Source organism: Pedobacter sp. CAN_A7, assembly GCF_015752175.1.
In the GTDB taxonomy this organism is placed as follows: Bacteria; Bacteroidota; Bacteroidia; order Sphingobacteriales; family Sphingobacteriaceae; genus Pedobacter.
In genome coordinates this window covers 170890-193910 of record NZ_JADOUW010000005.1, presented here as the reverse complement: position 1 = coordinate 193910, position 23021 = coordinate 170890, and the positions used below count along the sequence as shown (strand labels likewise).

General features: G+C 41.2%; 20 protein-coding genes and 1 tRNA gene. 15 read left to right on the top strand and 6 right to left on the bottom strand.

Going from position 1 to position 23021, the window contains the following annotated elements; genetic code table 11:
• Positions 1-7: 7 nt before the first annotated feature.
• Entirely contained in the window at positions 8-961 is a 954-nt protein-coding gene (locus IWX76_RS17490) for a fasciclin domain-containing protein (protein ID WP_196861321.1), read from the bottom strand.
• A 153-nt stretch (positions 962-1114) separates the two neighbouring features.
• On the opposite strand from IWX76_RS17490, the gene IWX76_RS17485 reads away from it, so the two are divergent.
• Positions 1115-1729 carry a MarR family winged helix-turn-helix transcriptional regulator gene (locus IWX76_RS17485; protein ID WP_196861320.1) on the top strand — a complete coding sequence of 205 codons (615 nt, stop codon included), beginning with the start codon at positions 1115-1117 and terminating at the stop codon, positions 1727-1729.
• Here the strand turns inward: IWX76_RS17485 and IWX76_RS17480 are convergent.
• From IWX76_RS17480 to IWX76_RS17465, 4 genes are all read right to left on the bottom strand, one after another.
• Positions 1724-3169, bottom strand: coding sequence for an SDR family oxidoreductase (locus IWX76_RS17480; RefSeq protein ID WP_196861319.1), 1446 nt, complete (start codon positions 3167-3169; stop codon positions 1724-1726). The two genes, IWX76_RS17485 and IWX76_RS17480, sit on opposite strands and share 6 nt — an antisense overlap.
• 220 nt (positions 3170-3389) lie before the next feature.
• Positions 3390-3463: transfer RNA gene (locus IWX76_RS17475), tRNA-Arg, on the bottom strand.
• A 100-nt stretch (positions 3464-3563) separates the two neighbouring features.
• Positions 3564-4028: a redoxin domain-containing protein gene (locus IWX76_RS17470; protein WP_196861318.1), complete on the bottom strand. Its 465-nt coding sequence runs from the start codon at positions 4026-4028 to the stop codon at positions 3564-3566.
• Between the two features lie 45 nt (positions 4029-4073).
• Entirely contained in the window at positions 4074-5009 is a 936-nt protein-coding gene (locus tag IWX76_RS17465) for an SDR family oxidoreductase (protein ID WP_196861317.1), read from the bottom strand.
• Between the two features lie 183 nt (positions 5010-5192).
• Here IWX76_RS17465 and atpD point away from each other — a divergent pair, with 183 nt between their 5' ends.
• The 14 genes from atpD to IWX76_RS17395 all read left to right on the top strand — a co-directional run bounded on the left by atpD (position 5193) and on the right by IWX76_RS17395 (position 21458).
• Positions 5193-6698 (top strand): F0F1 ATP synthase subunit beta, encoded by a 1506-nt coding sequence (atpD, locus tag IWX76_RS17460; RefSeq protein ID WP_196861316.1) that lies wholly within the window; start codon positions 5193-5195, stop codon positions 6696-6698.
• Between the two features lie 24 nt (positions 6699-6722).
• Positions 6723-6965, top strand: a complete 243-nt coding sequence (atpC, locus tag IWX76_RS17455) for an ATP synthase F1 subunit epsilon (RefSeq protein ID WP_196861315.1) — start codon at positions 6723-6725, stop codon at positions 6963-6965.
• 520 nt (positions 6966-7485) lie between these two features.
• Positions 7486-8376, top strand: coding sequence for a branched-chain amino acid transaminase (locus IWX76_RS17450; RefSeq protein WP_196861314.1), 891 nt, complete (start codon positions 7486-7488; stop codon positions 8374-8376).
• A 4-nt stretch (positions 8377-8380) separates the two neighbouring features.
• A complete protein-coding gene (gene ilvD / locus IWX76_RS17445; protein ID WP_196861313.1) occupies positions 8381-10078 on the top strand; it encodes a dihydroxy-acid dehydratase in 1698 nt (565 codons plus the stop codon).
• Positions 10079-10108: 30 nt separating this feature from the next.
• Positions 10109-11848, top strand: coding sequence for a biosynthetic-type acetolactate synthase large subunit (gene ilvB, locus IWX76_RS17440; RefSeq protein WP_196861312.1), 1740 nt, complete (start codon positions 10109-10111; stop codon positions 11846-11848).
• An 8-nt stretch (positions 11849-11856) separates the two neighbouring features.
• Complete coding sequence (gene ilvN, locus IWX76_RS17435; RefSeq protein WP_196861311.1) at positions 11857-12477, top strand: acetolactate synthase small subunit; 621 nt, start codon at positions 11857-11859, stop codon at positions 12475-12477.
• Between the two features lie 56 nt (positions 12478-12533).
• A complete protein-coding gene (ilvC, locus tag IWX76_RS17430; RefSeq protein ID WP_196861310.1) occupies positions 12534-13604 on the top strand; it encodes a ketol-acid reductoisomerase in 1071 nt (356 codons plus the stop codon).
• A gap of 20 nt (positions 13605-13624) precedes the next feature.
• On the top strand, positions 13625-15040 hold the full coding sequence (gene leuC / locus IWX76_RS17425) for a 3-isopropylmalate dehydratase large subunit (RefSeq protein WP_196861309.1): 1416 nt from the start codon (positions 13625-13627) through the stop codon (positions 15038-15040).
• Positions 15041-15064: 24 nt separating this feature from the next.
• Positions 15065-15652, top strand: a complete 588-nt coding sequence (gene leuD / locus IWX76_RS17420) for a 3-isopropylmalate dehydratase small subunit (RefSeq protein WP_196861308.1) — start codon at positions 15065-15067, stop codon at positions 15650-15652.
• 4 nt (positions 15653-15656) lie between these two features.
• Positions 15657-17129 (top strand): ATP-binding cassette domain-containing protein, encoded by a 1473-nt coding sequence (locus IWX76_RS17415; protein ID WP_196861307.1) that lies wholly within the window; start codon positions 15657-15659, stop codon positions 17127-17129.
• Entirely contained in the window at positions 17126-18217 is a 1092-nt protein-coding gene (gene leuB / locus IWX76_RS17410) for a 3-isopropylmalate dehydrogenase (protein WP_196861306.1), read from the top strand. The genes IWX76_RS17415 and leuB overlap by 4 nt, the downstream gene beginning before the upstream one ends.
• Positions 18218-18228: 11 nt before the next feature.
• Positions 18229-19737 carry a 2-isopropylmalate synthase gene (locus tag IWX76_RS17405; RefSeq protein ID WP_196861305.1) on the top strand — a complete coding sequence of 503 codons (1509 nt, stop codon included), beginning with the start codon at positions 18229-18231 and terminating at the stop codon, positions 19735-19737.
• A 2-nt stretch (positions 19738-19739) separates the two neighbouring features.
• Positions 19740-20990, top strand: a complete 1251-nt coding sequence (ilvA, locus tag IWX76_RS17400; protein ID WP_196861304.1) for a threonine ammonia-lyase IlvA — start codon at positions 19740-19742, stop codon at positions 20988-20990.
• Positions 20991-21044: 54 nt separating this feature from the next.
• Entirely contained in the window at positions 21045-21458 is a 414-nt protein-coding gene (locus IWX76_RS17395; RefSeq protein ID WP_196861303.1) for a hypothetical protein, read from the top strand.
• A gap of 870 nt (positions 21459-22328) precedes the next feature.
• On the opposite strand, the gene IWX76_RS18105 is transcribed toward IWX76_RS17395, so the two are convergent.
• Positions 22329-22460, bottom strand: a complete 132-nt coding sequence (locus IWX76_RS18105; protein ID WP_334642138.1) for a hypothetical protein — start codon at positions 22458-22460, stop codon at positions 22329-22331.
• Positions 22461-23021 lie beyond the last annotated feature (561 nt).

Here is a 23021-nt window from a genome sequence, read left to right as displayed (position 1 = left end):
CTGTTAATTAAGGCAATAATACCTGATCAATTACATGGATGACGCCATTGGTGGTTAACATATTAGCTGACGAAATTACTGAAGCTGTGGTATTTGTATTTCCTTTAACTTTAGCACCACCATTTAGGGTAATGGTTACCGAACCACCGTTTACTGTGGCAGGTTGAGCACCTTCAGTAAGGTCGCTTGAAAATACTCGGGCAGCAACAACATGGTAAGTTAAAATGCTGGTTAATACAGCAGGATCTGCAGCACGAATGGCTTCGACATTAGCAAAACCCGCATTCATAAAGGCCTGATTAGTGGGTGCAAATACAGTAAATGGTCCTGCACCTGATAACACTTGCGCTAAGTTGGTGCTTCCCTGACTAGCCCTTAACACAGCTTCTACCAGAAAGGTGAAATTAGGATTTGCCTGAGCTGCCTCTACAATGTTTCCAGTAGGAGGCATCAATACCGTATTGATTACATGGATCACACCATTACTTGCCATGATATCTGCCTGAATCACGTTAGCCCCATTTACAAAAACGCCAGAGGTATTTTTAGTTACAAATACATTACCATTAGCTAAGGTTTCTACCGGTGTGTTGGACGCTGTAGCAATGGCAGATGACGTTACTTGCTGACCTAATACATGGTAAAGCAAAATCTTTTTCAGGGTTTCTACCGGTACTGCATTAATTTTAGCTTCCGTATCCAGGCCTGCAGCTACAAAGGCTTCATTATTAGGCGCAAAAACTGTAAAAGTACCTTTGCCATCTAATACATTGACAAGGTCAGCTTTAGTAAGTGCAGCTTTAAGCAATGAAAAATTGTTGTTGGCTACAACGATATCGGTGATGCTTTCATTTGCTGGCATTTCGTCGTCATCTTTTTTACATGAACTGAATAAGACCACTGCTACCAAACCAATAAGCATGGCAGATTTTTTAAATAAGTTAGCTTTTAATGTTTTCATGATTTTAGTGTTTTTTTACACAAATTTCCCACCAAACATTATGCCATTTAGTATAAATTTATACTATTTATGCTACTAGAGCAATCTGCTATCAATCTAATTAGTACATATTAATACTAAATTTGTATATTTGCTAACAGAAAATAAATAAAGATGTATTACGATTTAGTAACAGATTTAGTTGATTTGGTTAAAATTTACGAGCAGGAATCTGAACACCATACGCAAGACGTATTGTTATTTGGACAATGGTTAAATGAATATCAAAAAAAGCAAGGAAACCTGACACTCCCAGAACCAGAATGGTTGGGTAAATCGAGTGGGCGTTCGGCCGACAGTGTAATTAATACATCGCTGGTACATTTGTACCGGTATGCAAAGCTACACGCTAAGGAGGCAATTGTAGATACTCCTTTTTCTACTCCTGATGACTTTATTTATTTAATTAGTCTGGTTTCCTTTGGAAGCATGACAAAAACGGCATTAATTAAATTAAATGTTCATGAAAAATCTGCAGGTATACAAATTGTGAACAGGTTAATTAGCAGTGGGTTGGCTGAACAATCAGCAACAAGTCATGATAAAAGAAACAGGATGATACACATTACTGAAAAAGGGACACAGCAATTAATGGAAAGTATGGAGAACATAAAAATGGCATCGCGGAATGTGACAGCGCCCCTATCCTATCCTGAAAAGATGGATTTAGTGAGGCTGCTTCAGAAACTTGAAAACTATCATGAATTAAAATCCCGGGGAGCGTTATAACTCAGCTGCTGAGGCTTGATGCTGAACAAGATTTTGCATCATTCCTTTAAAGATAAAAGCATGGAAGGGTAAAACAGCATACCAATACATCCTGCCTGGAATACCCAAGGGACGGAAAGTAGCCGTTTGTGTAAATACATTGTCCTTATCTATTTTAAATTCTAGCCAGGCTTCTCCCGGCAACTTCATCTCGGCATATAGCAATAACCGTTTATTATTTTTATCTGCAAGGATTACACGCCAGAAATCTATAACATTACCTGTGGAGAGGGAATCCAAACTCGTCCTGCCCCTTTGCAAACCTACACCACCAAACACTTTGTCTAGAAAGCCACGGACAGCCCAGAGCCAATCGGCATAATACCAACCTGTAGAACCACCAATTGACCAGATGTTTTTCAACACCCTTTCCGGGTCATCTACTTTCATAGATTTAACATCTTTGAAACAACCCTCCTGAGGGACCTCGATCAACTTTTTGAACCGATCTGGGTAAGCATCACGATTCATTGCATCGCGCCAGCTGGATACCACCTGATTTTGTTCTATTTTACCGAAAGCCAGTTCAATAGCCTGTTCATAAGTCATAGGCTGTATGTTTAATTTTTGCTGTAAGTCGTTAGGTTCTGCAACCACATCTACAGTCATGCTTTCTACTAAACTACTGGCTAACGGGTAAGAAACTGAAGTAACAAAATATAACCAATAAGAAGATAGTTTTGGTGTCATCACAGGAACAGTAAAGATGTGTCTTTTAAGTCCCCGTGCTTTTGCAAAACGCAACAGCATACCCTTATAAGTAATAACTTCTGGTCCACCAATATCATAGGCTTTATTAAAGGCGTAACTTTTCATCAATACCCCTTCCAGAAAACTGATTACATCACGAATGCCTATCGGCTGACATTTAGTATTTAACCATTTAGGCGCTACCATAACGGGCAGTTTTTCTACCAGGTCGCGGATAATCTCAAAACTGGCACTGCCAGAGCCAACTATAATACCTGCACGTAAGGTGGTTAATGCATAGTGATCAGACTTCAGGGCATCTTCGACGTTAAATCGCGATTGAAGATGTTTTGACAAGGTGTCACTGTTAACAATTCCACTTAAAAATATGACTTGTTTTGCCTGACTCCGAGCTACAGCTTCCTTAAAATGAGTGGCCGTTAAAAGCTCTGCTTTAGAAAAGTCTTCTTTAGCTGATGACATGGAGTGCATGAGGTAATAAGCAACGTCGATATCTTGTGGTATTTGAACAAGACTTTCCTTTTTCAGGAAGTCGACTTCAATCACTTCGATATCAAAACCTTCAAATTTTTCTAGGGAAAAGCGGCTTTTGTCCCTCACGCAGCAGATGACCTGGTGTTTGTTGGCCAGTAAAACAGGTAGTAGACGTTGGGCAATGTAACCGGTGGAACCCGTTAGCAGTATTCTCATGTGAATTAATGTACACTAAATATGCCAGAATTAGTATATTTTTACACTAAATAAATTATACTTCTACCTGACATAATTAATCAATGCATTCGTCTGATAATCTGCATACCCTTAACAATAGCTCATTTTGAATTTGATAAGCGCATAATTAAGCTTTAAGCAGAACCATAATGGAAATTCTGGCGCATAAAAAAGCCTTAGATTTCTCTAAGGCTTGATGTGCACTTGTAGGGATTCGAACCCCAAACCTTCTCATCCGTAGTGAGATGCTCTATCCAATTGAGCTACAAATGCATTTCCCTTTCGTTTAAGGGAATGCAAAAGTAACATTTGCATTTGAACTACGCAACTATTCTGCAATTAAATTTGAAAAATAATTACCAATAATACGCCTTTAAGCTTCTACAGCTTGCTTAATCGCATTAAAATCAGGTAGATCACCTGCATTTTCTAAAACCTCAGCATAGCTGATATTTCCTTCTTCATCAATCACAAAAGCCGCTCTTTTGGCCACACCTTTTAAATTAAACACAAATTCATCGTAGTATGCGCCGTAAGCTTGAGAGGTTTCTTTGTTAAAATCAGACAGTAAAGGGAACTGATAAGCTTGTTCTTCTTTGAACTTAGCCAAAGTAAATGGTGAGTCAACCGATATGGCTACCACTTTTGCATTTAAACCTTCGTAATAACCAAAAGAATCTCTCATGGTACATAATTGTTCGGTACAAGTACCTGTAAAGGCCATTGGAAAGAAATGCACCACTACTTTTTGCCCTTTAAAATCACTTAAAGACACTTCTTCAAGTTCTGAACTAAATAATTTAAAATCCGGTGCTTGATTACCTGTTTGTAAAGCCATAGTTTTAATTTTTGTTTTTGTAAATATAATACTGGAAAATTGCCCTTAGGTCAACTTATTCTCATTTTTATGTTGCCCATGTAAATGCAGCTGCTGATCAACCAGTGCTAAACCTTCTTCGAAACCATGAGGTGCATAACCCAAATCTTTACGGCTTTTGTCAAGGATGAACCCTGTACGCATGGGTCTTGGCGCAGTTTGATTTAGGCTGGCGCTGGTGACTTCATTAATCAGGCTTGCATCCAGTTTCCAATAAGCTGCCACACGCCTCACTAATTCAACTACACTCATCATGTCGCTACCACTCACATGATAAACACCATGCGCCTCACGTTCAGCGGCGAGTAAACAAGCTTCAGCCAGATCTTCAGCCAGGGTTGGCATACGCCACTGGTCGTTCACCACATTCAGTGGTTGCCCTTTCTCCAAGGCACCTTTGGCCCATAAAACAATGTTACTTCTGCTTAAATCTGCTACGATGCCATACACTAAAATGGTTCTGATAATGACCCATGGGCACGTAGCCTGCTGCACAACTTTTTCTGCGGCCAACTTTGTTTCGCCATAATAACTTAAAGGGTTTGGGCTGGCCGTTTCATCGTATGGTCCGTCAGCGCCATCGAAGATAAAATCTGTCGACAGGTGTATAAACTGGATATTAAATTGCTCGCAAGCACGCAACAACGACTTTACGGATTCCACGTTCAGTTGGTATGCTTCTTCAGGCTGAGCTTCACAGGTATCGACATTGGTCATCGCAGCAGTATGAATTACGGCATCCGGGCGATATTTCTCTAATACAGCGTGAATGCTTTGCGGATCCAGGACATCCATTTCGATATAGTTGTATCCGGTTGCTTCCGGAAAACGGTTTGCCCCTTTGGAGGTAGCAATTAAATGGTACTTATTTGAAGATCGTATATTTTCGGTAAGTTTCTGACCTAAAAGGCCATTACTTCCGGTTACCAGGATGGTTTTCATGATATATGAACAGGATTTTAGGATAATTATCTCCCGACTAAAGTATCAATTAAAAAACAGTTGAAAAACTTTTTATTTATGTATACAATATAAGTGGAAAAAACTTAACTTTGCAGACCAAATTACAGGGCCGTAAAACAGCCTTTAACATTTTGATATTTATAATTTTACCCAAAACAATATATGCCTAACATTGGAAAAATAGCGCAGATTATAGGCCCGGTAGTTGACGTAAGTTTTGCTGTCGATGCTTATTTACCTAAGATTTACTCGGCTTTAGAAATTACAAAAGAAAACGGTCAGAAGGTCGTTTTAGAAGTTCAACAGCACCTTGGTGAAGACCGTGTTCGTGCAATCGCAATGGACTCAACCGATGGTTTGGTTCGCGGTATGGACGTTGTTGACTCTGGTGCCCCTATTAAAATGCCCGTTGGTGAGCAAATTAAAGGTCGCTTGTTCAATGTTGTTGGTGATGCTATTGACGGAATCAATACAATTGATAAAGCTAATGGTAAACCAATTCACGCTGCTGCCCCAAAATTCGAAGATTTATCAACTGAAATTGAAGTTCTTTTTACCGGTATTAAAGTTATCGATTTATTAGAGCCTTATGCTAAAGGTGGTAAAATTGGTTTATTCGGTGGTGCGGGTGTAGGTAAAACCGTATTGATCATGGAGCTGGTAAACAACATCGCAAAAGCGCATGCTGGTTTATCTGTATTCGCTGGTGTAGGTGAACGTACACGTGAAGGAAATGACCTTTTACGTGAGTTTATCGAATCTGGTGTAATTAACTATGGTGATGAATTCCTTCATTCGATGGAAAAAGGCGGATGGGATCTTTCTGTAGTTGATACCGAGAAATTAAAAGAATCTAAAGCTACATTGGTGTTCGGACAAATGAACGAGCCTCCTGGTGCACGTGCACGTGTTGCTTTATCTGGATTAACAGTTGCTGAATATTTCCGTGATGGAGATGGTGAAGGTGCTGGTAAAGATATCTTATTCTTCGTTGATAACATTTTCCGTTTCACGCAGGCTGGTTCTGAAGTATCTGCCCTATTGGGTCGTATGCCATCAGCGGTAGGTTACCAACCAACTTTGGCTACAGAGATGGGTTTAATGCAAGAGCGTATTACTTCAACTAAACGTGGTTCAATTACATCTGTACAAGCGGTTTACGTACCTGCAGATGATTTAACTGACCCGGCTCCGGCAACAACTTTCGCCCACTTAGATGCTACTACTGTATTATCCCGTAAAATCTCTGAGCTTGGTATTTACCCAGCGGTAGATCCACTAGATTCTACATCACGTATCTTATCGCCAGCAGTATTAGGCGATGAGCACTATAACTGTGCACAACGTGTTAAAGAAATTTTACAACGTTATAAAGAACTTCAGGATATTATTGCCATCCTGGGTATGGATGAGTTATCTGAAGAGGATAAATTAACCGTTCACCGTGCACGTCGTGTACAACGTTTCTTATCACAACCTTTCCACGTGGCAGAACAGTTCACCGGCTTAAAAGGCGTATTGGTAGACATTAAAGAAACCATCAAAGCATTTAACATGATTATGGATGGTGAAGTAGATGAATATCCAGAAGCAGCATTTAACTTAGTAGGTGGTATTGAAGAAGCGATTGAAAAAGGTAAGAAAATATTAGCTGAAGCAAACGCTTAATTAAAGCGCATATAACATATATATATGACATTAGAAATTTTAACACCAGATAAAAAAGTATTCGAAGGCGAAGTAACATCGGTTACCGTACCAGGTACCATGGGTTCTTTTCAAATTTTGAGAGACCATGCACCGATTATCTCTACTTTAGAAGACGGACCAGTAATTATTAAAGGCAATGCCAACGAACAAACCTTTGTGATCAAAGGTGGTGTTGTGGAGGTTTTGAAAAACAAAATTATTGTTTTAGCCGAAGGTGTTGCTTAATATCTAATTTAATAATATACAGCCCCTCACATTCATTTGTGGGGGGCTTTTTTATTGGCTCCTGTTTTTTTAAAATTTTCAAACTTTATGAAGGGTTTCAGGCATTTCACGCCGAATTTGTCAAAAAATAATATGTTGGCATAATAACTATACCGAATACCGAATTCATATTTGGTCTATTTCGTCCCGTCAATTGTATCAATTACGCCTTTTAGGCCAAATAAAAATAACAAATTAAACATATTAACAATATTTAATTTTTTTTCAAAATATTTCAGCCAGCTATTGCAACCTTAGCCGTCTTCTCTTAAATTGTAATTACTAAAACAAACAAAAGAACCACAACATGTACACCATGATTAACAACTTTTACAACGTCATTATTAACCTAAACCTACTGCTGCTAAACCAGGAGTACAAGGCGCTGTAAACGAGTATTTAATCAAAAAGACTGAAGCGCCTCCAAAAGAGGCGCTTTTTTAATAAATAATTAGCGTAACAGATATCAACCGAAAAAGCCATGTCATACTATAATGATAAAACAGTCATCTACTTAAACGGTTCTTTCGTTAAAGCAACCGACGCCAATACCGACTTGTATAGCCAGTCTTTACATTATGGGTATGCAGCATTCGAAGGAATCAGGGCATACAAAACCCATAACGGCACCCGTATTTTTAAAGCAAAAGCACACTTTGAGCGTTTGAAGCGTTCCTGCGAATTAGCCCACATTCCATTTACCTGGGATATTGACCAATTGATCAGAGAAACCTATAAAATATTAAGTTTAAACAACCTGAATGATGCCTATATACGCCCATTAGTGTTTTGTGGAGCCAACATGACTTTGTCGGCACCCAAATCAGTTTCCATCATGATCTGTGCATGGGAATGGGGCGCATACCTTGGTCATAAACAATTAAAAGTTGGTTTATCAAGTTACCAGCGACCGAACCCTAAGTCTATTCCTATCGATGCCAAGATTAGTGCACATTATGTAAACTCCATACTCGCTACCACCGAAGCCACCAAAAATGGTTACGATGAAGCCCTCCTGTTGGATATGCACAACAATGTGGCCGAAGCACCAGGCGCAAATGTTTTCATCGAAAAAAACGGAAAGCTTTACACACCTCCCCTTGGGCACATTTTACCTGGCATTACCAGGGCAACCGTTATTGGTTTATGTAAAACCCTGGATATTGAATGTATAGAAAAAGTGCTTAGTGTGGATGAACTTAAAGAAGCAGACAGCGCTTTCTTCTGCGGCACCGCAGCCGAAATAGCAGGAATCGAGTCCATAGATGGTGTTAAATACCCTGTAAAGTGGCCGGACAGCGTTGGTGCAACCATCCAGCGTACTTACAAAGCCTTAGTGTTAGAAAAACAGAACTACGAAGTAATTATATAATAAAATGTCAGAAACAACCGAGATAAACCGTTACAGCAAAGTTTTTACACAAGACCAAACACAGCCAGGCGCACAAGCCATGTTGTATGGAATTGGCCTTACCGATGCCGATTTCAATAAAGCCCAGGTGGGCATTGCCAGCATGGGTTATGATGGCAATACCTGCAATATGCACTTAAACGATTTGGCAAAAATTGTAAAGGAAGGTGTGTGGAAAAACGACATGGTTGGTTTAACCTTTAATACCATTGGTGTAAGTGACGGAATGTCTAACGGAACACCTGGCATGCGTTACTCGCTGGTTTCACGGGATGTGATTGCAGACTCGATTGAAACGATCTGTGGCGGACAATACTATGATGCAGTTATCGCTTTACCAGGCTGTGATAAAAATATGCCAGGGTCAATAATGGCGATGGGTCGATTAAACCGTCCGGCCATTATGGTTTACGGTGGAAGTATTCACTCCGGTAATTACAAAGGAAAATCTTTAAACATTGTTTCAGCATTTGAAGCTCTTGGAGAGAAATTGGCTGGAAAACTATCTGAAGAAGATTACCAGGGAATTATTAGGCATACCTGTCCAGGTGCAGGCGCCTGCGGTGGTATGTACACCGCCAACACCATGGCTTCCGCCATCGAGGCTTTAGGCATGAGTTTACCTTACAGCTCCTCCTACCCTGCATTAAGCGAGCATAAAAAACAAGAATGTTTAGATGCAGGACGTGCCATCAGGGTACTCCTGGAACAAAATATTCTGCCTTCACAAATTATGACCGAACGTGCATTTCACAATGCAATCGTTACAGTTACGGTGTTAGGTGGTTCTACCAATGCGGTGCTTCACCTGATTGCCATGGCTAAATCTGTAGGAATCACTTTAACGCTGGAGTATTTCCAACAGATCAGCAACAGCACCCCGGTATTGGCTGATTTAAAACCAAGCGGTGAATATTTAATGGAGGATGTTCATGAGATTGGTGGTGTACCTGCAATTTTAAAATATTTATTAAAAGAAGGCTTGATCTATGGCGATTGCCTGACGGTAACTGGAAAAACATTGGCAGAAAATGTGGCTGATGCAATAGATCTGGACTTCACCCAACAACGGGTTATCCTTCCTGTAAGCAGGCCTTTAAAAGCTACTGGTCACCTGCAAATGTTGTATGGCAACCTGGCCGAAAAAGGTTCGGTAGCAAAAATTAGCGGTAAAGAAGGAGAACGTTTCGAAGGCCCGGCTAGGGTTTTTGATGGCGAGCAATCATTGATTGCCGGTATCCAAAGCGGACGAGTACATCAAGGAGATGTAGTTGTGATCAGACAGGTTGGCCCTAAAGGCGCTCCGGGTATGCCTGAGATGCTTAAACCTACCTCCGCGATCATTGGTGCAGGCTTGGGTAAATCTGTGGCTTTAATCACAGATGGCCGTTTCTCTGGCGGAACACATGGTTTCGTTGTAGGTCACATCACACCTGAGGCCTGGGATGGTGGAAACATCGCCCTGGTTCATGATAACGACATCATTACCATCGACGCGGTTAACAATATCCTACAGTTGAACATCACAGACGAACAACTAGCCGTTCGCAGAGCAGCCTGGACGCAGTTACCACCACCGGTAAAAGGCGGTGTATTATATAAATACCATAAACAAGTAAGCGATGCCAGTGAAGGTTGTGTAACCGACGCTTACACCGATTAAAAGATTGACAAACACCAAAAACATAATAACATGGATATAGCACAAACGGAAGCAGCCACCCTAACCGAACCTAAGCAAACTACGCAGGTTACCGGTTCCGTAGCTTTATTAGAAGGATTAATTGCCGAAGGAACAGAAACTATTTTCGGTTATCCTGGAGGCGCCATCATGCCAATTTATGATGCTTTGTATGATTACAAAGAGAAATTAAACCATATACTGGTCAGACATGAACAAGGTGGTATTCATGCCGGCCAAGGTTTTGCGCGCAGTTCAGGCAAGGTTGGCGTTGTTTTCGCAACTAGTGGACCAGGGGCTACCAATTTGGTGACCGGTTTAGCTGATGCACAAATTGATAGCACACCATTAGTATGCATTACCGGACAGGTATTCGCCAGTTTATTAGGTACCGATGCTTTTCAGGAAACTGATGTAATTAACATTACCACACCAGTAACCAAATGGAATTACCAGGTAACGGATGCGAGTGAAATTCCAGGCGTATTGGCCAAAGCCTTTTATATTGCCAGAACAGGCAGACCAGGGCCGGTGTTAATTGACATTACCAAAAACGCACAATTGCAGGTTTTCGATTACCATGGTTATACCCCTTGCGATCATATCCGCAGCTACCGTCCTACCCCAAAAATCAGGAAAGAATATATAGAACAGGCCGCCGCATTGATCAACAGTGCAAAGAAACCGTTCATTTTATTTGGACAGGGTGTTTTGTTAGGTGAAGCAGAAAAAGAATTTCAGGCTTTTGTAGAAAAAAGCGGCATTCCAGCCGCATGGACCATCTTAGGTGTTGGTGCTATTCCAACAGATCACCCTTTAAACATGGGTATGTTGGGCATGCACGGTAACTACGGCCCGAATGTACAAACCAATTCCTGCGATGTGTTAATCGCCATCGGTATGCGCTTTGATGACCGTGTAACTGGTCGCCTGGATAAATACGCTAAACAAGCTAAAATTGTACACCTGGATATCGACCCGGCAGAAATAGATAAAAATGTGAAAGCTGATGTGCCGGTATGGGGTGATTGTAAAGAAACACTTCCCTTATTAACCGAGTTGGTAGAAAGAGGTGATCATGAAGCATGGGTACAAGAGTTTCACGCTTTTGCTAAAATAGAAAAAGAAGATTTAATCGATCCGGAATTGAACCCAGGTACCGGCGAAATCACGATGGGCGAAGTAATCAACCAGTTAAACGTATTAACCAAAGGGGAAGCTATCATTGTAAGTGATGTTGGTCAGCACCAAATGGTAGCTTGCCGCTATGCTAAATTTAACAACACCCGCAGCAATGTAACCAGCGGTGGTTTAGGTACGATGGGTTTCGGCTTACCAGCAGCCATAGGTGCTAAATATGGTGCACCCGACCGTACCGTAGTGGCCGTAATTGGCGATGGCGGTTTCCAGATGACGCTACAAGAGTTAGGAACCATTATGCAATTTGGTGTGGATGTGAAAATCATGATTTTAAACAACCAGTTTTTAGGCATGGTACGCCAGTGGCAACAACTGTTTAACGACAGAAGGTATTCTTTTGTGGATATTACCAGCCCTGATTTTGTAAAACTTGCTGAATCTTATTATATCCCCGGCAAAAAAGTAGTGGAACGTGAGGACCTGATTCCTGCTCTGGAAGCCATGCTGCAACATAAAGGATCATACCTGTTGGAAGTAATGGTGGCAAAAGAACATAATGTATTCCCTATGGTACCTCAGGGCTGTAGTGTAAGTGAAATCAGATTAAAATAACAACGATCATGAGCAATACCCATGCTATAGAAATGGCAAATACCAAACAGGAATTTACCATTACCGTATACACTGAAAACCAGATCGGCTTATTAAACCGTATCGCTATTATATTTTCCAGAAGAAAAATCAATATAGAGAGCTTAAATACCTCTCCTTCTGAAATTGAACATATCCACCGTTTTAATATCGTTATCCACGAAACGGAAGATGTGGTACGTAAACTTTCACGTCAGATTGAAAAACAAATCGAGGTACTGAAAGTGTATTTTAACACCAACGAGGACATTATCTGGCAAGAACTTGCCTTATATAAAGTACCTACAGATACCATTACCGAAAAAGTACTGGTAGAACGTTTACTCCGCGAAAATGGTGCGAGAGCTGTGGTGATCCGTAAAGATTACACCGTGTTTGAAACTACGGGACACCGCGAAGAAACCGACAAACTGATTGAAGTGTTGCAGCCATATGGCCTCATTGAATTTGTGAGAAGTGCCCGTGTGGCCATCATTAAAGATAGTGAAGGCTTCAATGCCAAACTACGTGAGTTTGAAAGAAAAGAACCCGGACAGGATGTAGTGGAAAACGAATTCCTGGACAAACAAGACAATGTATTTACCATGTAATAGACTTTTGTCTATTGCTTTAATAAACAACCAATCATAAAACCAATAAAAAGATCATGGCAAAATTAAATTTCGGCGGAAAAGAAGAAAACGTAGTAACACGTGAAGAATTTCCGTTAGCAAAAGCACAGGAAGTATTGAGTAAAGAAGTTGTAGCCATCATTGGCTATGGCGTTCAAGGTCCCGGTCAAGCTTTAAATCAACAAGACAATGGCATCAAAGTAATAGTTGGACAACGTAAAAATTCAAAAACATGGGATAAAGCAATTGCTGATGGATTTGTACCTGGTGAAAACTTATTTGAAATTGAAGAAGCATTAGAACGCGGTACCATCATTTGTTACTTACTTAGTGATGCTGCACAAATTGAATTGTGGCCAACAGTTAAAAAACACTTAACTCCAGGTAAGGCATTATATTTTTCTCATGGATTCGGTATTACTTTCAACGAACAAACAGGTATTATTCCTCCACCAGATGTTGACGTTTTCTTAGTAGCACCTAAAGGTTCAGGTACTTCATTACGTCGCATGTTCTTACAAGGACGTGGGTTAAACTCTAGTTACGCCATTTTCCAGGATGCAACGGGTAAAGCGTATGACCGTGTTATCGCTTTAGGTATTGCGGTAGGTAGCGGATACTTATTCGAAACTGATTTCAGAAAAGAAGTTTTCAGTGATTTAACTGGTGAGCGTGGAACGTTGATGGGTTGTATCCAGGGTATTTTCGCTGCACAATATGATGTGTTGCGCGCCAATGGACACTCGCCTTCTGAGGCTTTCAACGAAACGGTTGAGGAATTAACACAGAGTTTAATGCCATTGGTAGCAGAAAACGGTATGGACTGGATGTATGCTAACTGCTCTACAACAGCACAACGTGGTGCTTTAGACTGGTGGAAGAAATTCAGAGATGCTACTAAACCTGTTTTCGAAGAATTATACAATAGCGTAGCTACAGGTAAAGAATCACAACGTTCTATTGATTCGAACAGCCAACCTGATTACCGCGAGAAACTTAATGCTGAACTTGCAGAACTTCGCGACAGCGAACTATGGCAGGCAGGTAAAACTGTACGTAGTTTACGTCCTGAAAACCAACCAGCAGAAAAAGAAACTCAAGCTTAATCTTATAAAAACTAACCCTCATGGGAAAAACATTAGTGGAAAAGATCTGGGATGCTCACGTCGTCAAAAGCGACGTGGGTTTTCCCGATATTTTATACATTGACACACACTTCATTCACGAGGTAACCAGCCCGCAGGCCTTTGATGGTTTGAGAAAAAGAGGCTTACCGGTATTCAGGCCAGCACAAACTATTGCTACGGCAGATCATAACGTGCCTACACTTAACCAGCACCTGCCCATCAAGGAAGAACTTTCCCGTTACCAGGTAGACATGTTAACTAAAAATTGTGCAGAATTTGGCGTAGAACTGTATGGCCTAGGCCATCCTTTCCAGGGTATCGTGCACATTATCGGTCCTGAGTTAGGCATTACCCTACCTGGATCTACCATAGTTTGTGGTGATAGTCACACTTCCACTCATGGCGCTTTCGGCTGTATAGCCTTTGGTATAGGTACATCACAGGTTGAACAGGTGATGGCAACGCAATGTGTATTGCAGCAGAAACCTAAAACCATGAAAATCGAAGTGAATGGCGAACTGGGTAAGGGCGTTTCCGCAAAAGATATTATTCTCTACATCATTTCACAAATCTCTGCTGCAGGTGGTACAGGCTACTTCATCGAATATGCCGGATCAGCCATTAAAAACCTGAGCATGGATGCCCGTATGACCATCTGTAACATGAGCATCGAAATGGGTGCCCGTGGTGGATTAATTGCACCTGATGAAACCACTTTCGACTATGTAAAAGGCAGAGAGTTTGCCCCTAAAGGCGAAGAATGGGATAAAGCATTGGCCAATTGGAAAACATTGTACAGTGATGAAGATGCGGAATTTGATAAAACGCTTCATTTTAATGCTGCAGCTATCGAACCAATGATTACTTATGGTACCAACCCAGGTATGGGTATGGGTATTAGTCAGCACATCCCTTCCACCGCAAGTCAGACACCATCTGAACAACCCTCTTTTCAAAAAGCTTTGGATTATATGGGTCTGGAAGGCAATGCTTTGTTAGTTGGCAAACCGATCGACTATGTATTTATAGGTAGCTGTACTAATGGACGCCTGGAAGACTTGCGAGAAATTGCTGACTTTGTTAAAGGCAAACAAAAAGCACCACATGTTACCGTTTGGATTGTTCCGGGTTCTAAACAAATAGAACAGCAGGCCATTGCCGAAGGTTTGGACAAAGTATTTGAAGCCGCAGGCTTTGAATTGCGCGAACCAGGTTGCAGTGCATGTTTAGGAATGAACGAAGATAAAATCCCGGCAGGTAAATACTGTGTTTCTACTTCCAACAGGAATTTTGAAGGTCGCCAGGGACAAAATTCCCGTACTTTACTCGCCAGTCCCTTAACTGCAGCAGCAGCTGCCATTACTGGTAAAGTAACTGATGTAAGAGATATGTTAAAGGAACCAGCCGAGGCTTAAGCCGGTAAATTAAAAGATATACTGATGAACAAATTTGTAAAATTAACTTCTACCGTGGTTCCATTACCGGTTGAAAATATCGATACCGATCAGATTATTCCTGCGCGCTTTTTAAAAGCAACCACCAGGGAAGGTTTCGGCGAAAACCTGTTTTGCGATTGGCGTTACGATGCTAATGGTAACAAAAAAGAAGATTTTGTATTGAACAACCCTACCTATGCAGGTGAAATCCTGGTTGCTGGTAAAAACTTTGGCTGTGGCAGTAGCCGCGAGCATGCGGCCTGGGCCATTCAGGACCATGGATTTAAAGTAGTGATCAGCAGTTTTTTTGCCGACATCTTTAAAGGAAATGCCCTGAACAACGGCCTTTTACCAATACAAGTTTCTGATGCCTTTTTAGCCAAAATATTCGAGGCCGTAGCCAGAGACCCAAAAACACAATTAACAGTTGACCTGCAGGAGCAGGTGGTTGAATTACAAACTACACTGGAGAACGAATCATTTGAAATCAATGCTTATAAAAAATCTTGTCTGATTAATGGTTATGACGATATCGATTTTATATTAAACCAAAAAGAAGCCGTCACCAATTTCGAAAACAACCGCATTTAAACTCATGACTAAACCTTTTGTCCATATCGATAACCTAAGCCTCAACTACCGCAAGAATGTGGTATGGTCGGCGCTTTCCTGGAGTATCCACAAAGGAGAGCAATGGTTGTTAATGGGCAACAGCGGCAGCGGTAAAACCAGCTTGGCCAAAGTTATTGCTGGATTAATGCAGTCTAGCGGCCATATCAAAGTGCAGTACAACGAAGCCGAAACGGCAGCAGCAAAAGTATTGTATGTAGCGCAATGGTTTCCATTTAAAGATAAACAAGGCACAGCTAACTTCTATTACCAGCAGCGTTACAACAGCAGCGAAGCGGAAGCCAGTGTAACCGTATGGGAAGAAATGACCGCCTATGCTAGCAAAGCAGGAAGAACGGAAAGTGATATTGTCGCTGTGCTTAAATCTTTAGCGCTATTACACCGCCGCGATGCCTCCTTAATTCAGTTATCTAGTGGCGAGCATAAAAAACTGCAGTTAAGCAAAGCTTTATTGTTGCAACCGCAGCTATTAATATTAGACAATCCATATACCGGATTAGACGTTAACACCAGGAAAAATTTAAACAGCCTGATTAATGACGCCTGTGCACAGGGCATGCAATTGATTCTGATAAGTAATGATGGTAACGAGCCTTCCTGCATCAGCCATTATGCTACCTTAAACCAAGGAATACTTTACACTTCTGCTCAAAAAGAAGTGAATCAAATAGATACAACTATAGCCCGCTCTTTTGCCATTCCGTCATTTTTAACCATGGCCGAAACTGATGAAAGAGAACTTGTAAAAGTAAAAAATGTGCAGGTTAAGTATGGCGACAAAATAATTTTAAATAACATTAACTGGACGGTAAAAACTGGCGAAAAGTGGTTATTACAAGGCCCTAACGGTTCTGGAAAATCAACCATGCTTAGTTTGCTAACCGGCGACAACCCTCAGGCTTATGCCAATGAAATTTACTTGTTTGGAAAAAGAAGAGGAACAGGCGAAAGCATCTGGGACATTAAACGCAATATCGGTTTTATCTCTCCTGAACTGCAATGGTATTTTGAACCCTCGTCTACCGTATTTCAAGCCGTAGCTTCGGGTTTTTTTGACACCACAGGTCTATTCAGAACGGTCAATACCCAACAAAGCGACCAGGTGAAACAGCTGCTCCAGGTATTTGACCTGAGCGCTGAGGAACATACTTTATTAACACAACTCCCAATAGGGAAACAACGCCTGGCTTTATTAGCCCGGGCAATCATCAAAAACCCGCCATTGCTCATCCTCGATGAGCCTTGTCAGGGGCTGGACCAACAGCAAACCCGGTTATTTAACCAATTTGTGGATGCGATATGCAGCGACAACCGAACCTTAATCTATGTAGGGCATTTTGAAAACCGCTTGCCAGCAAGTATTAGCAAGCGAATTAGTCTTCATCAAGGCGTAGCCACTCAAATAGATGTCATTTTAGAACAGGAGATAAACACATGAACAAAAATATATTAGTGATACCAGGCGATGGTATCGGACCCGAAGTAACCACCTGGGGAAAAGCCGTACTGGAAAAAATAGCTACTGCTTTTGGCCATCAATTTACCTTTGATGAAGCTGAAATGGGCCACGTGGCCATTGAAAGTACAGGCAACCCTTTGCCAGACGAAACTTTAGAAAAGGCAAGAAATAGTGATGCCATCCTTTTTGGTGCGGTAGGTCATGCCAAATACGACAACGATCCTTCCCTGAAAGTGCGCCCGGAACAAGGTTTACTTAAAATCAGGAAAGAACTGGGTCTGTATGCCAACCTGCGTCCTATCCTATTGTTTGATGAGCTTCTGAATGCTTCAAGCATTAAACCGGCAATTTTAAAAGGGACCGACATCCTGTTTTTCAGAGAACTGACTGGTGATGTTTATTTCGGGGAGAAAACCCGTTCTGAAGACCGCAATACGGCATCAGACCTCATGATATACCACCGCTATGAAGTAGAACGAATTGCCCATAAAGCTTACCAGGCAGCCATGCAACGCGACAAAAGATTATGTTCTGTTGATAAAGCCAATGTGTTGGAGAGTTCACGCTTATGGAGAGAAACCGTACAGGAAATTGCAAAACAATACCCTGAGGTGGAAACAGAACATATGTTTATAGACAATGCGGCCATGCAACTGATCAAAGACCCTAAACGTTTTGATGTAGTATTAACAGCTAACCTATTCGGCGACATTTTAACAGATGAGGCCTCGCAGATTGCAGGTTCCATGGGTATGCTAGCCTCCGCCTCTATTGGCGATGGCACCGGATTTTTTGAACCCATCCATGGTTCTGCACACGATATTGCCGGTCGCGACCTGGCCAATCCACTGGCTTCTATTCTATCTGCTGCACTGATGTTAGACATCAGTTTCGGACTAAAAGCCGAAGCGAAAGTGATTATTGATGCGGTAGACCAGGTATTAAAAGAAGGTTTCCGCACCAATGATATTGCCGATGAAAGCATTAACCCATACAAGGTGTTAGGCACCAAGGAAATGGGACAGCTTGTCATCAAATTTATTACACAATCCACTAACACACAATAATTCACACCCATATGTTACACGATCCGAATAGAGTTTACGTATTTGACACCACCTTACGTGATGGCGAGCAAGTACCTGGTTGCCAGTTGGCAACAGATGAGAAAGTAGAAATTGCTAAAGCGTTAGAGGCCCTGGGTGTTGATGTGATTGAAGCCGGTTTCCCAATTTCTAGTCCGGGCGACTTCCAAAGTGTGGTGGAGCTTTCTAAAGCGGTACAGGAACCAATTATCTGTGCGCTGACAAGAGCTAACAAAGGAGATATTGATGCAGCCGTAGCGGCTTTACAGTACGCCAAACGCCCACGTATCCATACGGGAATCGGCGCTTCGGATATGCACATCAAATATAAATTTAACAGTACCCGTGAAGCCATTCTGGAACGTGCCGTTGATGCGGTAAAATATGCTAAACAATTTGTGGAGGATATTGAGTTTTACGCCGAAGATGCCGGCCGTGCCGACGACTTCTTTTTAGCACAAATGGTGGAAGCTGTTATTGCTGCTGGTGCTACGGTGGTTAACATTCCCGATACCAACGGTTACTGTTTGCCAGAGCAGTATGGTGCAAAAATCCGCTACCTGAAAGAACATGTTAAAAACATAGACCAGGCCATTATTGCCGTGCATTGCCATAATGATTTAGGGTTAGCTACCGCCAACACCCTTGCCGGTGTATTGGGTGGTGCGCGCCAGATCGAGTGTACCATCAATGGGATTGGTGAACGTGCAGGTAACACAGCTTTGGAAGAAGTAGCCATGATCTTGAAAACTCACCATGCCTTAAACTTACACACCAACCTAAACACCAAACATTTTAGCGAAATCAGTGCCATGGTAAGTCGCATGATGCGCATGCCGGTACAACCCAACAAAGCCATTATCGGTCAAAATGCTTTTGCACACAGCTCAGGTATCCACCAGGATGGCTTTTTGAAACACCGCGAGAACTACGAGATCATGAACCCGGAAGATGTGGGCATTAACCAGGCTGATATCATCCTAACCGCCCGCAGTGGCCGTCATGCCTTAAAACATCATTTAACTCGCCTTGGCTACAATAATGATCGTTTAAACCTGGATCATGTTTACGAACGTTTTCTGGTCATGGCAGATGAAAAAAAAGAAATTACCGACGACGACTTGCTTTATTTGATGAGCGATGGCGAAGATAATCCATATAAAAATGGCTATAAACTAAACCTGTTACAGGTGGTTTGTGGCGATCCTTTAAGTCCTACGGCAAGCATTAAATTAGAATTTGAAGGCCTGGAGCATGAAGCTACAGCCAATGGTAATGGTCCGGTTAACGCCACCATTAAGGCCATTGATAGCATTATAGGCAAACAAATACAACTGAAAGACTTTACCATTCAAGCGATGCATGGCGGTAGTGATGACGTCAGTAAAGTGAATATGAAGATTTCCCATGATGGCAAACAGTATGTCGGTTATGGATTTAGTACCGACATCGTAAAAGCTTCGGCAAATGCCTACCTGGATGCGATCAATAAATTCTTATAACCATGAATGTAACTAAAGAAGTGGAATTTGATTTTCTTGCCGCTGCAGCGAGAATCAGCGATACCGTTAATAGAACACCCTTAGTATATAATGCCGGACTTTCGAAGAAGTATAATGCAAATATTTACCTAAAGCGGGAAGATTTACAAATTGTACGCTCTTATAAGTTACGCGGTGCCTATAACCTGATCAGTTCGCTTACGGAACAGGAACGAAAAAACGGAGTGGTCTGCGCCAGTGCGGGAAACCATGCACAAGGTGTGGCCCACTCCTGTAAAAAACTAAACATACAGGGTGTGATCTTTATGCCCGAAATTACCCCTAAACAAAAAGTGACTCAAACAGAAATGTTTGGTGGCGACAATATTAAAATTGTACTGGTGGGTGATACTTTTGACGATTGCATGCGGGAGGCATTAATTTATACTGAAGCTCACCAAATGCATTTTGTTCCCCCTTTTGACAATGCTAAAATCATTGAAGGTCAGGGAACCGTGGGTGTAGAAATATATGAAGACCTGCCCGAGCTGGATGTGGTGGTAATGCCCATTGGTGGTGGCGGACTGGCTGCTGGCGTAAGCAGCTACCTGCGCCAAACCAAGCCTGGTGTACAATTGATTGGCGTAGAACCATTAGGTGCCCCTTCCATGAAACAAGCCCTGGAAAACGGCGGCCCTATTACCCTGGAAACTGTAGACCGCTTTGTTGATGGGGCCTCTGTAAAAAGAGTAGGCGATCTAAACTACCAGTACTGTAAAGAACTGTTAGATGAAATGATTCTGGTACCCGAAGGAAAAGTGTGCACAACGATTTTAAAGTTATACAACCAGGATGCCATTGTAGTAGAACCTGCCGGCGCCCTATCTGTGGCCTCTTTAGACCAGCTGAAAGACGTTATTGTAAACAAAACTGTGGTCTGCATTATTAGTGGCGGAAACAATGATATTGAGCGCATGCAGGAAATAAAAGAGAAATCTTTGTTATATGAAGGATTGAAGCATTATTTCATTGTACGTTTTCCACAGCGTCCAGGTGCGTTGAAACAATTTGTGAACAATGTGTTAGGTCCGCAGGACGATATTACCCGTTTTGAGTTCATTAAAAAAACCAACCGGGAAAACGGACCAGCGTTGGTGGGTATAGAATTGGCAAAACCCTCTGATTATAACTCGCTTGTAGAAAGAATGAAGGAGTTTAAGTTCGAATATATCGATTTAAATAACAACCATACCTTATTCGAATATTTGGTTTAACCGATTTAGACATTTGTGGCAATATATTTGCTTCCAGTTTGGAAACACAAGCATATGAAACAAAGCATTTTACTCCTACTTTGCATCGCTACACTAGGTTTGGCTTCCTGCAAGAAAGATAATATCTATTACGAAACACCAAACAGGACGTTTAATTATACTGTTCAGCCAAACCAATGGGTTTTAAGTGCAGACGGTTTAACGTTAACTGCTGAACTTGGTATTCCTGAGTTTGATCAGATTGCGCTAGATGATGAAGGTGTATTGGTTTACATTAATCATCCAGTCAATGAAAGCAGTTTCATCCAATTACCTTTCACTTTCAATAAAAATGCTTATAGCTATGAACATTATAATGGCGGTATTGCCATTGACATACAAAGTTCAGATAAGCAAGCCGCGACACCGGTTAGACCTGGGGTTATTAAAGCAAAAATCGTGTTGATTCCTTCGAATTACACCCCCTAACAATCATCATATTGAATATTAGGAGGTTGTTGGTGCGACCATTAATGGTTAGATAGGTTATAAAATTAATTTTTTTACAAGAGCTCGGTATTCCACCGGGCTTTTTCCTTTGGATCTGTTTTTTTATTCTATTATTGTTATAGTAGTCAATGGATCCTTTTAATGAAGTAATAAACCCTTTTGCAGTTTCAACAGCTCTGTGCATAGTAAATATTTCTTCACGATTTTTAAAAAGCTTTCGGCTAGGCCTTATCTGATGCAGTCTCCCTTTCTTGGACATGCTTTGAATAATTCCATGTGCTTAACCATTATATTTGATAATGTCGGTAGGTGCCCTTGGTCAGAAAAATAAGTCCCTTTGTTATTTGGACTTTGTCAAAGCGTCATAAAATATATACTCTAGCATTTGCACTTTGAAATAATACAAGAAAATATTTCCCAATTGAAATGTCTATAATAGGAGACAAGTAGATCATCTGACTAACAACCCGTAGCCCATTTCTGATTAGGTAAACTTGCTTCAAAATTCCTTTCATGTACATTGTGGGCAATTTTACCGACCTCACCATATGAACGATAGTTTACTTTTCTGATAGCACATTTCAAGCGTAATGTATCTATTTAATATTTTAACAGTCTTATGATTTATCCTACAACCAAGTTCTTCATTTAGGCAGTTATCCGCTGATAGCCGTACGTTCCTTTATGCAAGTAATAATGTGTACAATCTCTTCTTCTTAATTGTGTATTATCTTCATCATTAATGCGCTTGCGATGATAATAAAATACAGAACGAGAGCACCTGTTTACATCCAATAGAATTGCCATATCATGTTCGACCTTTATTTCTCTTCGTAGACTTTCGCCCACTCAAGTGTTCGTGGGGTCTTCTTCGTTAATTAAGGACGCTACTCCTTTTAATAGTGCGTTCTCGAACAATTGGGCATTCTCCGCCTGGTTCTCTAATTCTGTTTCAAATTGATGCTTCTTTGATTGTCTCATGCCCTTTATAACTCTTCATGATTCTATTGTTGTTATAGGACTGCATATGCGTATTGTGTCTATCCAGCTCTCTAAAGCAAGTATTCCTTGTTTTATAATTAGAACAACCTGGATTAACGGTAGCCCTTTTTCAAGTACGAGTCTTACAACTTTTTTCTTGAAATAAGGCGTAAACTTGACCTTGGGCAGATAGAACGGCCCATTTCCACCATATAAAATCATATTTCAGAATCCATTCCATATCATACTTTGCGGATGAGGCATTAGCCGATATACATCGTATCGGCATCCCCCTTCTAAATTGAGAAACTATATCGAGTTTCCCCTGATATGTGCGTTTTGACATAATAATGAACCCTAAAAATATTCTTCAGCTTTGGAGTTCACTTTATTATTTTATTAACTGTATTAGAAGTTTTCTTGAATAAAGAACTTTAAAAATCTTATTTGGAGAAAAAAAGCTCTCCTGTTTCGCTAGTTTCTATTTGGTTTTGTGCTATTACAACAACACCGTGTATACCATTCAGTCCTTTGTTTCGTTTGTGCGCCAGCCAGCAATAA